This is a genomic window from Thermostichus sp. MS-CIW-41 (assembly GCF_054058915.1).
The window spans coordinates 1-12,430 of record NZ_JBSSBO010000064.1 but is presented as its reverse complement, the minus strand read 5'-3'; the positions used below and the strand labels follow the sequence as shown (position 1 = coordinate 12,430).

Annotated in this window: 10 protein-coding genes and 1 pseudogene; 4 read left to right on the top strand and 7 right to left on the bottom strand. The window is 58.6% G+C overall.

Annotated features, from left to right (window positions below; all coding sequences use genetic code 11):
- Positions 1-229: 229 nt before the first annotated feature.
- Positions 230-703, top strand: coding sequence for a globin family protein (locus ACVWXE_RS13415; RefSeq protein ID WP_011432275.1), 474 nt, complete (start codon positions 230-232; stop codon positions 701-703).
- On the opposite strand, the gene ACVWXE_RS13410 is transcribed toward ACVWXE_RS13415, so the two are convergent.
- From ACVWXE_RS13410 to ACVWXE_RS13395, 4 genes are all read right to left on the bottom strand, one after another.
- Positions 700-960 carry a ferredoxin-thioredoxin reductase variable chain gene (locus ACVWXE_RS13410; protein WP_414332109.1) on the bottom strand — a complete coding sequence of 87 codons (261 nt, stop codon included), beginning with the start codon at positions 958-960 and terminating at the stop codon, positions 700-702. The two genes, ACVWXE_RS13415 and ACVWXE_RS13410, sit on opposite strands and share 4 nt — an antisense overlap.
- Before the next feature lie 302 nt (positions 961-1,262).
- A complete protein-coding gene (locus tag ACVWXE_RS13405) occupies positions 1,263-2,672 on the bottom strand; it encodes a cytochrome c biogenesis protein (RefSeq protein ID WP_457490549.1) in 1,410 nt (469 codons plus the stop codon).
- 111 nt (positions 2,673-2,783) lie between these two features.
- A complete protein-coding gene (locus ACVWXE_RS13400; protein WP_414381388.1) occupies positions 2,784-3,533 on the bottom strand; it encodes a cytochrome c biogenesis protein CcdA in 750 nt (249 codons plus the stop codon).
- Between the two features lie 68 nt (positions 3,534-3,601).
- Entirely contained in the window at positions 3,602-4,492 is an 891-nt protein-coding gene (locus tag ACVWXE_RS13395; RefSeq protein ID WP_457490548.1) for a prephenate/arogenate dehydrogenase, read from the bottom strand.
- Positions 4,493-5,001: 509 nt separating this feature from the next.
- Between ACVWXE_RS13395 and ACVWXE_RS13390 the strand changes: the two genes are divergently transcribed.
- Entirely contained in the window at positions 5,002-5,400 is a 399-nt protein-coding gene (locus tag ACVWXE_RS13390) for a hypothetical protein (protein ID WP_414330450.1), read from the top strand.
- On the opposite strand, the gene ACVWXE_RS13385 is transcribed toward ACVWXE_RS13390, so the two are convergent.
- Positions 5,397-7,316: an ABC1 kinase family protein gene (locus tag ACVWXE_RS13385; protein ID WP_457490547.1), complete on the bottom strand. Its 1,920-nt coding sequence runs from the start codon at positions 7,314-7,316 to the stop codon at positions 5,397-5,399. The two genes, ACVWXE_RS13390 and ACVWXE_RS13385, sit on opposite strands and share 4 nt — an antisense overlap.
- 249 nt (positions 7,317-7,565) lie before the next feature.
- Between ACVWXE_RS13385 and ACVWXE_RS13380 the strand changes: the two genes are divergently transcribed.
- Positions 7,566-8,405, top strand: coding sequence for a CPBP family intramembrane glutamic endopeptidase (locus tag ACVWXE_RS13380; protein ID WP_457490546.1), 840 nt, complete (start codon positions 7,566-7,568; stop codon positions 8,403-8,405).
- A gap of 266 nt (positions 8,406-8,671) precedes the next feature.
- Positions 8,672-10,870, top strand: coding sequence for a caspase family protein (locus ACVWXE_RS13375; RefSeq protein ID WP_457490545.1), 2,199 nt, complete (start codon positions 8,672-8,674; stop codon positions 10,868-10,870).
- On the opposite strand, the gene ACVWXE_RS13370 is transcribed toward ACVWXE_RS13375, so the two are convergent.
- Positions 10,867-11,538 carry a DUF1614 domain-containing protein gene (locus ACVWXE_RS13370; protein ID WP_414332122.1) on the bottom strand — a complete coding sequence of 224 codons (672 nt, stop codon included), beginning with the start codon at positions 11,536-11,538 and terminating at the stop codon, positions 10,867-10,869. The two genes, ACVWXE_RS13375 and ACVWXE_RS13370, sit on opposite strands and share 4 nt — an antisense overlap.
- Positions 11,539-11,948: 410 nt before the next feature.
- A pseudogene (locus ACVWXE_RS13365) lies at positions 11,949-12,430 on the bottom strand (hypothetical protein); the annotation flags it as partial.

Here is a 12,430-nt window from a genome sequence, read left to right as displayed (position 1 = left end):
CAGGACTTGGGTCATGGTTCTATTGTAACCTCGCATTCCTCCCGGCACTGACCCTACGGGTACAGTGCGGGGCTCCTGCGATTTCTAGCTGAGAGGGTTGCCGGGGATCCCTGCAATTCCCCTCTTCTGGCCGGGAGTTTGGGGATAGGATTGAGAGACCAAGGCTGGACCGTCAGTCAGAACAGGTGGTGTTTTTTCCATTCTCATTCCAGCTTGCCCAGGGATCCCTATGCTGACTCAACTGCGCGAACTGAGCATCGCTGCCGACGGGCGCTATCTCAGGGATGAAGAGCTGCAGTTCATGGAGACCTATCTAGCCTCCTTTGACCTACGCCTGAGCGCCTATCGCAAGATTCAGGCGGCGGAGGCCCAGATCATCCGGGATGTGGAGATGAAAATGCGCGCGCTGGATCCCTACTTGCTCATGCGAGGGGTGGAAGACTTTAGCAACAAGTGGAAAGCTGACACCGTTCGGGTTCTGCGCCTTTCGGCCTTAGCCATGCTCTTGGATGATGAGCAGCGCTACAAAGATCGATTTCTCTACTGGTTCCAAACACTGATGCGAGCCTTCCGCACCCAACGCAGTTGCGAGGCCACCTATCGCTTCCTACAAGAAGTGATAGCCAATTACCTCACCCCCGAAGAAACCAAGTTGATCAGGCCGATTCTGGAAACCAACCGCACGCTGTTGGGCCTCAACTAGGCAGCCGTCCCGGCGGGCTCTTCAGAGTTGGCCGGCTCAACCACCTCTAGCTCATCAGCTTGGAGATGCGCACGGAACTTGTTGTCAAACTGCACCTGAAAGGGAAAGTTGGCGCTGATCGGGCGGCCATTCCAATCTCGAAGCACGGCCTTCAGTTCCCCTTCCATACCTTTGAGGTCAAAAGGCTGATTGCGATGTTCCGGGTGGTGATAGACAATCACGCTGGTACGCACCCGCACCCGATCTCCAACTTTCATGTCTTGCCCTCCTGAAAAGGCAGCATACTGCAGGAACCGACTGGAAACACTCTAACTCAATCTCTAAGCAAGCTTTCCGGATGTGGAGAAGTGTGTGGAAACTGAAACAGTAGTTTGTATTTTCCTCAGGGTCATCTTCATGTTGGGAAGCCCCAGAACATCCCCTCAAAGTCAACCCAGAGAAAGCCCGTCTCAACCAATGGGATCCCTCTGGAGCCAACAGCGCCGCTCACTGGATCCCTGGATTGTATAGATGGGATCCCTATTGGGCAGGAGGCTGGTTTCGCCGGAAAAAGCTGCGTCTAGCCAATCTCAGCTTCCACCGGGATCTGGGAAAGAGAGAAGGCGACCTTTTGTTGCTCCACCAAGCGGTCGAATTCTCGCTCGAAAGTAACCAAGGCCCGGTTGGTTTTGCCCCCCAAGTAGAGCCCCGTCTCCGTTTGCAAAGCCCAGATTTGGCTGTAGCTGAAGTAGCTCATCACCACCCCCACCATCAACAGGCCAAATCCGAGATACACCGCAGGGATCCCCGGATCCGATTTAATTTGCAGTCCGGTAGCGCCGATCACCTCATCCAGATACAGAGTGAGGGGGTTGGGGAAGCGTTGGGGAGCGACCTCGTCGAGGGCCAAGCTCATGCCTTGGCGCAGGGATCCCATCCATTGCCCTTCAGTGTCGTAGAGGAGGGCTGTCCCCTGCAGATCCGGCAGCAGCAGCGTGAGGCCCTGGCTCATGTCCGGCTGGGTGGGCACAAAAGCGCCCCAGAGTTTGTTGCCTGCCTCGGTGCGCACCGGCACCACCGGGATTTGAAAAGTGGGGCTATTGTTGATGCGGATGCGGATGCTGTCGATGCTCCAATCGGCTTGGTAAAGGGTCACACCCCGGTAGGAGAGAGGATGGTTGACGGAAATGGTCTGACGTTTGACCTCCTGACCCTGATCCAAGATCGAGAGGTCGGAATAAAACTGCTTGACACGGCCATCGGGAGCGTAGTCAATCCAGAAGCGATTGGCCCGAATTTGCCAGGTAGGCAAGTGAGCGCGAGCCAGATCTCCCGCTCCGGTCAAGTGTTGAATGGAAGCCACGCTGCCGCTGGGAATGAGTTCTTGGGCCTTGAAGCCGCTAATGCTGCCCCAAATCGCCCCCAGCAAGATCAGCAGCATGCTGACATGCACCAAGATGGGGCCGATCCTGCCGATTAACCCCTTGCGGGCGTAGAGGTAATGGCCCTCCTGAAACACCAGATAGCCCTGTCGGCGCAACCGCTCCGGCAGACCTTGTAAAGATTGCTGAGGCAGATACGTCCGAAACGGCAGGCGCTGAAAAGACTGCGGACGGGTGAGATAGCTCCAACGGCGGGCCCCCTTCAACATCGGCCATTGGCGCGTCAGGGAACAGGCGGCAAGGCTGCTGCCGAACAGGATCAAAATGGCCAGAAACCAAGGGGTGCGGTAGACGTGATCCAATCCCAAGCTCAGGATCACCCGCCAGGTGAGAAAGCCAAACAGGGCCGGATGCTCTGGATAGTGAGCCTGATAAAAAGCCGCCGTTTCCTCTTGCTCGATCACCGTGCCGGTGGCGCTCAAGACCGCAATTGCCAACAAAAGGCCAATGGCTAGGCGCAGATCCGCCAGCAGCGGCAGCAGCTCATGTCGAAAATACCGCCGCAGCGAGGAAGCCCAGCGGGCAAGCGGGAGAGAGTATATGACCATGAGAAGTTTGTCGGCTCAAGATTCAGACCGCTGCTCTTGCCAGGCAAGGTGCAGTCCCCAACAGGGTGCTGTAGGTGTAGCCCCATCTTAGCCTGCAGCAGCAGGGATCCCTTAGGCCCAAGCCGACAAGATTGTTACGCTGCCGAACCCCACCAACACCACCCCACTGGCATAAGTGAGCCAGCCCGACCAGCGCCGCAGGGCCAACAGTTGCTTCACCAACCCGGTAAACACCCCCGCCAGGAGCAGAGGAAAGGCCAATCCCAGCCCGTAAGCCAGCAGCAGCCCGCCTCCTACCCAGGGTTGCCCTGTGGTGGAAACCCAGGCCAGCAAAGCCACCAAAACCGGCGTACTGCAGGGAGAGGCCACCAGGCCAAAGGTTAACCCCAGCAACACTGCCCGACCCAGCCTGGGCCATTCTCCGGGAATCTCGAGGCGGTTAAACCAATCGGGAAAACGCAGGGGGATCACCTCTAACAAGTTCAGCCCCATCAAAATAGCAATTCCCCCCACCACAACAGGCCCGAAGGATCCGGTTTGTCCGTAAACGCGACCCAGCAAAGCTGCCGACAAACCCAGCAGGGTCAGGGTAAAAGCCACCCCAGCCGCAAAACCCAAAGATTGAGCCCAAACTTGCCGCCGCCCTTCCCCAGCCGTTTCCTCAGAAGCGGGGGTGTAGCCGCCGATGTAGCCGATGGTCACTGGCAGCATAGACAGCGTGCAGGGGGAAAGACTGGTGAGCAAGCCGGCCAAGCCCACCACCAGCAGACTGACGGGAGAAAGGTGCTGCAGTTGAAACTGCACCAGCTCAGTTGCCCATTGTTCTAGGTGGTAAAGCCAGAGCTGAGCCGCATTCAACATAAGCTCGATCTGTCAACATAAGCCCAAGGTAGCATGAAGGATCCCCGAGCCCGTTCAAGATATCTTTGCTATCCATTCCCACCGCGCAGGTTGTGAGGAATTCCGCGAGGATGGTTGACGGGGAACTGCTGCCATTCCTGTTGAGCTCGTTGCAGCACCAGGAGCAATTCGTCCCACCTTTCGCCAGCGATCAACCGCTCTATCTGTCGTAACTGGGCTTGGTAGCTGCTCAGGGCAGTCAGCAGCGCCTGTCGGTTGTGGCGGGCCATTTCCAAACCCAATTGCGGGATCCCTCCGCCAACACGGCTGGTATCGCGGAATCCGCTGCTGGCCAAAGTGCGGGCCAATTCCAGAATCGCGGGATCCCCTTCTTGGCTAACCGCTGCGATCAAGCTGGCACTGACCATAACCGGCAAATGGCTGATCCAGGCCACCGCTCGGTCATGGCGGGCGGGATCCGTGAGGACAGCTTCTGCGCCAACAGCAGCAATCAGTTCTTTCACCGCATCGAGAGCCTGAGGTTGGGTCTCGGCGATGGGAGTGAGCACGTAGGGCCGCCCCCGAAACAAGTCAGCTTCTGCCGCTTGGATCCCTTGCAGGCTTTTGCCGGCCATGGGGTGCCCCCCCACAAACCAGGGCCACAATTCGGTTGCCGGAGCAACGATGGGCTGCTTAACCGAGCCGACATCGCTCACCACGGTTTCTGCCGACAAATAAGGCAACAGGGCGGCTAGCGTGGCCAACACCTGCTCCAGAGGGGTACAGATCAGCACCATTTGCGGATCAAAGCGAGCCAACAGGGCCAACTCGGTTCCACAGCCTTGGACAGCACCCCGTTCCAGAGCCTGTTTGCAGGTGGCCGGGTTGCGGCTTATCCCCCAGACGGGATATCCCTTTTCGGTCAGTTTGAGGGCCAGGGATCCGCCAATCAACCCCAACCCGACAATGGCAATGCGCATAGTATCTCAGTAAGCCAGTGAAACTCCTTTTTGGACACCACCAACAACCGCTTCCAGGTGTAGTAGGAGGCTACTCCCGTAGCTCACCGATACTCGCCACCGGCGGGCAAGCCTAGTTCCTTCCGAAGCTCCCGCCGCAGCAGCTAAATTCTCGGCCAGGGACTGTCCACTTGTCCATTTTTAAGTCAATATAGGGGTAACATCCGGGCTTGCTTGCCCTGCGGATTCGTGGTAGCCAAACTGGCCTCCGACAGGAAAAACAAGGGCAGGCCTTGGATGTATTGGCAGGAGCTCGGCCCGCTGTGGACTGCTGTTGCGCCGAAGGGATCCCAGCCTTTCGTGCCGGCTCAGCGCAGTTCTTCTTCGCTTACTCAAGAGCAGGTGTCCCTCTTCTCAGCGATTCTCCAGAACTGTACCCATCGAGCCACTTTCACAGCGGGCTCGGCTTTTGGCCTGCGAGTTCCCGCTTTAACCCCCGTTGGGGAGCACTCTGTCGTTTAGGAGATTCTATGCCTAGTGAACCCAAAACCCGCAAGAGCCGTGAAAGCACTAACCCGCGCCCGCGCGACCGTCGTCGTGAATCGGCCAAAGGGAGCAAAGGGGCAGTCTCAGCCACCCATCTCTCCTTGCCGAAGTTAATTCAAGAGAATGCGGTGCTCCAATCTCGCAGCCAGTTGTTGTTGATGTACAGTGACTTCCAAACCGAAATGCCCAACGATGGCAAAACCGGTGTGGGCACCTGGCTACAGTCTCGACTCAAGGAGCACGGCATGCCCAGCCTGCTGCGTTTTGGCCCCCGCTCCCGCCCCCAGGTTTTCCGCCGCGATGAATTTTCCGAGTGGATTACGCTGGCTCTGGCCTCTGTTAACCCCAACAGCGATACTGCCCCCCAAGAGCACCTGAGCTAGGCCGGAAGGGGAAGTTGAGCGGTAGAAGCAGAGGTTGTCGGCCCAGGGATCCCGCCACGCCCGTTGAGGGAAGAGGGTGAACTGGGCTTTTCTGTATCCGGCAATAGCAGGTCGCGGATGAGGCGAGCTGCCGAGCGTTGCAACCAGCGGGAGGCCAATTGACGGCCCAGTTGTTGAGCTTCCGGTTTGGCAGCCACCTTGGCAACAATCGGCAGAAGCTGCAGCGGCTGAAAGCTCGGGTTGCTGCTGAGGAGTTCCCACAGACGCTGCAAATGAGCCAAGCCATCTGAGCCACCCTGGGATCCCGAGCTGGAAAAGAGCACATCCACTAGGCGCTCCCGCAGGAAAGCGCCCCGCTCAGAAAAGATAAAATCAACGGCCTTTTCCAGGGATCCCTGCAGGTCAAAATCCTCGCTGTTGACGGCGTTGCGCAGCAGGTTCTCCAGGCGGTTCCAGCGAAATTGCCCCTGGTTAAACAGCAGCTCCCGCAGAGATACGCGCAGCTCCGGGGCCGGGTCGGTGAGCAGGCGCTGAGCCACGTAGGGATAGGCCACGCTCAACACCTTAAAGTTGGGATCCAGGCCGATGGCGATCCCTTCCAGGGTGAGCAAAGAGCGGATGATCAAGGCGTAGTAGGCGGGAACTCGAAAGGGAAAGTCGTACATCACCCCCGAGAGCCGATCGGTGATGCTCTTGAAATTCAGTTCGGAGACCGATTTGCCCATCGCTTCGGCGAAGACAGCTTCCAGAGCAGGGATGATGGGAGTCAGGTCGGTATCTGGATCCAGGAACTCCAAGTCCACGTAGTCTTGGGCCAGCCCGGCGAAGTCTCGGTTCACCAAATGCACAATCGCCTTGATCAGGCCGTAGCGCTGATGGGGCGCGATGGTGCTCATCATGCCGAAATCGATATAGGCCAGCCGCCCGTCGTACATGGCCAAGAGGTTGCCCGGGTGGGGATCGGCGTGGAAAAAGCCATTTTCCAAAAGCTGCTTGAGGGAGCAATTGACACCGATCTCGATCAAGTGCCGTCCATCCAGCCCCGCAGCAGCGATTTTGTCAACCTGAGTCAGCTTGATGCCATCAATCCACTCCATCGTCAGCACCTTGGTGCGGGTGTACTCCCAGTAAATTTTGGGAGCGTAGATGGAGGGGTGACGGTACAGCGCCAGGAACCGCTCGGCATTGCGGCCCTCCTGCGTGTAGTCCATTTCTTCGTAGAGGCGCCCGGCAAACTCATCGACGATGCCCACCAGGTCGCTGCGGATGCGGCGGAAAGTGCGTTTGGCCCAGGCGGCCAGGCTGCGGACAATATACATGTCGAGAGAGATGCGCCCAATCAAGTCGGGCCGCTGCACCTTGACGGCGACTTTCTCCCCGCTGTGCAAGTAGGCCTGGTACACTTGCCCCAAGCTGGCGGCGGCAATCGGTTCAGGGCTGATCTCTCGAAAGATTTTGTCTACGGGTTTGCCGATCTCCGACTCGATGAGGGCAAAAGCAATGGCATTCTCGAAGGGGGGCAGCTCATCCTGCAGTTTGGCCAGCTCCTCCAGAAACAGGGGCGAAACCAGATCGGGACGGGTGGAGAGGGCTTGGCCGATTTTGATGGCTGTCGGCCCCAATTCCGTGAGGATCTCCCGTAGCCGGGCCGCATGTTTCGGGCGATTCTTCAGTTCTACTCCCCGCCAGCGATCCCAAAACACCCAGGCCAACAAGCCCAAAAAGGGGGTGATCAACTGAAACAGGCGCCGCACCACCAGATCCCAGCGCCCTCGATATTGCTTGGCCAACTGCTCTGGGTCGTAACGCAAGCTTGGCTCAGGAACCACCCCCAGATCTGCCGGAGGGATGGAGACAGCCCCAGAACCCAAGCCATCCTGCCTCGCTGCTGTTGTCACTACCGGTGTTGCGCCCATAGATGCCCCAACGGATTCCGTAACACATCTTAACTTGCTGGCTCAGCCTGGCGACCCTCGGAGACAGCCACCAGCCTGCTCGATTGGGCTTGAAAAGGCCGGCCAAACCTTCAGAAAAGGATCTTCATCCTCTCCCGGAGAAGGTGACAGCAGCCCACCTACGGAGATCCCCGCCAAACCTAAAATGGGAAAACCGCGATCTCTGCCTTTGTGTCTGGATCCCCCCCTCTACGGCCTGCCGAGCCGAGTGTGACCGGATTTGCAGCCCTTAAGGCGCGCCACGTGCTGTTGGCCTTCTTGGTGATCAACCTGGGGGTAGGCTTGGGAGCCATCGCCTTGGCCCAGCTGTTTCATCTCCCATCTGACGATCCTCTGCTGGCCGACTTTGTCTATTGCGCTACATTTGTCCTCACCTGTATCTGGAGCTGGCGACGGGGGCAGCAAGCCCATCTGCAGATGAGACGGCTGTGGGGCAACTGGCGGGCTGCTATTCCCTGGGGATCCCTGCTGCGGGTGGTGCCGGCTTTGGTAGTGCTCTCCATCGGCACAACTTTACTGATGATCTACCTGATATCTTGGCTTGCACCAGAGCTGGCGGAGTCGATGCTGCACTCACTGGGGGAGGAGGATAGGGAAACGGCCTGGCCGCAGATGTATCAGGGGTTGCGCTGGCTCTCGATTGGGGTGGTGGCCCCCATAACGGAGGAGTGGCTGTTTCGCGGCATCTTGCTACACCGCTGGGGCCTCAAGTGGGGCCTCTCCAGAGGTCTGCTGGCTTCTTCTGGGGTATTTGGCCTGCTGCACCCCAACCCCGTCGGGTTGACGGTGTTCGGCTTGGTGATGGGCCTGTTCTACTTGCAGACTCGCTCCCTGACCTTGCCTGTCTTGGCTCATGCCTTGAACAATCTCTTGGCCTTAGCGCTGGGATCCCTAGGAGGGGGAAGGATGGAACCAGCTGATCCAGTCGGGGCTTTCCACCTCTACTTTGGCCTGTTCTGTCTGGGGATAGCTGGGTTCATTTTGGTTCCCTTCGCCCGCTTCCATTGGCCGGAGCGTGGGGCTTGCTTGCCCTATTTCCTGAACCGCTGAGTATTGACTTCCTCACACTTTCCCTCCTGTCTGACGGACTTGTCTGACAGAAGAGCGCTGCCGTGGGATCCCCATGGGAAGTAGCGGAGGTTTGATTGATAAGGAATGCAAAGAAAACGCCAAAAACTGTCACTCGATCTCGGGAAAAAGCTGTGTGGATGGGGATATCCTGAAATAGGCAGCAACAGATTCCCGTGCAAAGTTTAGCTGTGGCTCGCTGGCCGATGGGGTAGTCGTTGGGCCGGGGGTCAGCCCAGAGGGTCAACATGGAAAGGCGGTCTTTTCTGCAAAAACTCCTCCTGGTTGCTGCCGGTCTTGGCCTATCCCCTGGCTGGTTGAGGGGCCGGGCTGAGCGATATGGGCAAGCTTTGGCGGCTGGCTCCCGCAAGCTGGCTGTTCTCATCGGTATTAACCGCTACCTTGGCGAGGGATCCGCGCTACAAGGGTGTTTGACAGATGTGGAGTTGCAGCGGGAGCTACTCCTCTATCGCTTTGGTTTTGACCCGGCAGACATTCTCACCCTTACCGATGGGGCAGCCACGCCGGCTGGGATCCAATCGGCCTTTGCAGAGCACTTGGGGGGTCAAGGTCACACGGCTGAAACGGTAGTGGTGCAGTTTAGCGGCTATGGCCAGTGGCGGCTGGGATCCGCGCCCAACTGTTGGCAGCCGGTGCTGCTGTTGTCTGGCTCTGAGGGAGTGGCAGCAATGGAGCTAGACAGCTTTTTCCGGCTTTTGGAAGGCTTGGGCACTGCCCAGATCACCACCCTTCTGGACTGTGGCTTTACCTATGTCTCGCCGTCGGTGCGAGGCAACTTGCAACTGCGTTCCCGTCCCCCAGCCGCGATCTCGGACTCCAAGGACTCCGTCCCGCTGGCGCGATCGGAGCCGCAGCGGGTTTGGCCGTCTCCGCCCAAGGGCTTGCTGATTTCGGCCACCACCCCGCAAGACTTGGCAGCAGAAGCCGCTTGGCCAGGATTCTATGCTGGGGTACTCACCTATCTGCTGACGCAGTACCTGTGGGAAACCACGCCTGCCACTCGTCTGCTGGTGGCCTTTAACCAAGTGGTTAGCCGGCGAGAGCTGGGCCTATTCGCCTGCCAACGCCCCACCTTGGAAGGCCAAGACACTGCTCGACACATCCATCCCTATTTTCTCATGCCCACACCGGCAGGGGTCAGCGGGGTAGTTCAAGAAGTGAAGGGAAATCGGGCTCAGGTGTGGTTAGGCGGGATCCCATCGGCGGCCCTGTGTGGTTTGCAGCCGGGTACTCTTTTGGTTCCCATTCCCGCCGATCCTTCCGCCTCTTCGCCGACGCCGCTGCTCATGCGTTCTCGCAGTGGGCTGTTGGCTCAGGTTCAGATGGCCAGTCCGGAAGGGCAGCTTCCCCCTGTGGGCACACCTTTGCGGGAGCAGCTGCGCGGCCTCTCCAGCACGCTCAAGCTTTTGGTTGGCCTAGAGGAGAACCTGGGCCGCATTGAAAAGGTGGATCTGACCAATGCCATTGCCGGCTACAGCTGGATGGAAACGGCCAACCCCCGCGAGCGACAGGTGGACTGTTTGTTGGGCCGCATCACCCCGGAAATGGCCACTGCTTTTAGGACTCCGTCCCGCTGGCGCGAACGGTCGGATACCCTGCTCAAGCCTCTGGAAGTGAACAGCTACAGCCTGTTCTGGCCGGGGCGAGAATTGCTCCTGAATTCTTGTGGCCCGGCAGGAGAAGCCGCAGCAATGGCCGTCCAGCGGTTAGCTCCCCGTCTTGCCCATCTGCTGGCTGCCAAACGTTTGCGCACCACCCTCAATGCGGTTTCCTCTTCCTTGGCAGTGGTGGCGGAGTTGGCTGTCAAAGGTAAAGCTGCCAATCGCGCCAGCGGGACGGAGTCCTTAGCTCCCTCGTTGGCGGCACGCCTTGTCCAGTCCGCAACTTCCGCTCCTGCTGAGGTGGGTATGCAACGGTTTATGCGGGGGGATCCCTTGCATCTCACCCTTTGCAACAACAGCGATCAGCATCTGTTCGGCTACCTGTTGCTGATCGACCCGACCGGACAACTGCACCTGCTGGCCCCCCTGCCTCAGGACAACTTCACCACACCTCTTCGCTTGGAAGCCAAGAGCAGTTTAACTTTGCCACCCTTGCCGGAGGTCGATGGCGAGCTGCGCTCTGCTGTGAGCTCTGACTTGCTCACCTGTCATGCCCAAGGGCTGACGGAGCTGTTGTTTGTGGCCAGCACCCGCCCCCTGTCTGCCAGCTTGGAAGCCCTCAAGGCTATGGCCCGCAAACTGGGGGTAGCCCGTTCGCCGATGTTGCTCAATGGGCCGCTGGAATGGACGCAAACGCTCCTCGAGGAGTTGACTCAGCGTGCCTCCGATCGCGCCAGCGGGACGGAGTCCTTAGGGGATCCCGACTTGCGTTGGCTGGATCCCGCCCAATCCATCACCCTTTCCCTTACCTATTTGCTGGTTTAGCTCAGCAGCAGGGCAAACAAGCCACAGAGGGCAATACCATCGAAAACCCCGGCCCCGCCAATGCTGAGAATGCCTGAGCAATTGCGCCGCAACACCTCCGGCAAGTGCAGGAGATCCGCCCCGATAAGGGTACCCAAAACCCCGCCGGCAAAGGCCACCGCTGGCGCCTGATCCCCAGCCCAGAACAAAGCGGCCAAGGCTGCTGTAGCTGGGGCAATTAGAGGATTCATCTGAATGCCGATCCCGGGCACCACGTGGGAAGCATAGTAGCTGACCAAGGTTACCAGCGCCGTCACCGCCAGGATCAGCACGCTGTCGGCCCGCCCAAATTGGTATAGGGCCAAGAGCACCGGGATCAGCCCCCCGCCCACGTTTAAGGCAATCACCGTCTCCTGGGAAAGCTTGGTCAAAGGGATCCCCCAGAACTGCCGCATCCACAAGCTAGCTAGGTCTTCTACCAGCGTCACCTCGCATTTCACTCGATAGAGGGGAATATTGACCGAGCTGCCCACCAGGATGGCCAGCAGCAGTAACAGCGCTCCCTCCCGCGAGAACCCCAGCTTTCCCACCGCCAGCGCCACCACATCCACTGCCAGCCCCAGCCAGAGGAAAGGCAGCAGCAACACCAGCATGAAAAACAACAGCAGCGAGACCGGCAGGTAGAACATGGCAGGGATCCCAACTTTTCTTCAGCCTATCAGGACTCGGTTCAACTTTTCTCAGCTGCGTGCCCCCTGAGAAAGTAAGGACTCCGTCCCGCTGGCGCGATAGGTTTGCAACTAAACTTTATTCGTTTCAGGATCTCAAAGGCCAAAAATGAGGTTGCGAATATCCCGATCGCGTTAGCGGGACGGAGTCCTTGAAATATTGCGGCCAGCCCTCCAGTCGCCAGGAGTTTTAGCCATAACGATTTGATAGCGCGGATCTCCATAAAACCGAATTTTGATGTGATTAGATTCTTCAACAGTCTCGAAGCAAAGGTCGCGCAGATACTGTTCAGTATGAATGTTCCACTTGCGGTAGTCTCTGAAGATGTAGCCCTACAGGACAGGCCGGCAGAGGTGCTGCAGATCCTGGGCTAGGCATGGCCCGCTACTACGGGAATGGGGGGATGCCTGCTGGCGAGACTCCGCCACACCAGGGATCCCAGCCCAACAGCCACTCTGGTCGCAGGGACGCCGTTCCCCAAGGCGCGGCAAACGAGCCCCAGCAGGACAGACCACAGCAAAACAACCAATACCCACAAGACTAGACCCAACAGCGGGCCCGCCAAGCCTGCTTCCAGATTGGTCAAAAACTGAAGGCCACCATCACCAACATCAAGGGCAACGAAGTTACTTTCCAGATTTCGGGCCCCGACATCAAGCTCACCCCAAGGGAACCCTCCCTCTCGGTGGAGCAAGAGGTAGAGGTGAAGGTTCTGGGCCTTAGAGAAGATAAAGGACTCCGTCCCGCTGGCGCGATGGGACTCCGTCCCGCTGGCGCGATGGGACTCCGTCCCGCTGGCGCGATGGGACTCCGTCCCGCTGGCGCGATGGGACTCCGTCCCGCTGGCGCGAT

Bases quoted from the DNA above. Each gene is read 5' to 3' on its own strand.
- ACVWXE_RS13415 (WP_011432275.1), top strand. From the start codon at position 230: ATGCTGACTCAACTGCGCGAACTGAGCATCGCTGCCGACGGGCGCTAT.
- ACVWXE_RS13410 (WP_414332109.1), bottom strand. From the start codon at position 960: ATGAAAGTTGGAGATCGGGTGCGGGTGCGTACCAGCGTGATTGTCTAT.
- ACVWXE_RS13405 (WP_457490549.1), bottom strand. From the start codon at position 2,672: ATGGTCATATACTCTCTCCCGCTTGCCCGCTGGGCTTCCTCGCTGCGG.
- ACVWXE_RS13400 (WP_414381388.1), bottom strand. From the start codon at position 3,533: ATGTTGAATGCGGCTCAGCTCTGGCTTTACCACCTAGAACAATGGGCA.
- ACVWXE_RS13395 (WP_457490548.1), bottom strand. From the start codon at position 4,492: ATGCGCATTGCCATTGTCGGGTTGGGGTTGATTGGCGGATCCCTGGCC.
- ACVWXE_RS13390 (WP_414330450.1), top strand. From the start codon at position 5,002: ATGCCTAGTGAACCCAAAACCCGCAAGAGCCGTGAAAGCACTAACCCG.
- ACVWXE_RS13385 (WP_457490547.1), bottom strand. From the start codon at position 7,316: ATGGGCGCAACACCGGTAGTGACAACAGCAGCGAGGCAGGATGGCTTG.
- ACVWXE_RS13375 (WP_457490545.1), top strand. From the start codon at position 8,672: ATGGAAAGGCGGTCTTTTCTGCAAAAACTCCTCCTGGTTGCTGCCGGT.
- ACVWXE_RS13370 (WP_414332122.1), bottom strand. From the start codon at position 11,538: ATGTTCTACCTGCCGGTCTCGCTGCTGTTGTTTTTCATGCTGGTGTTG.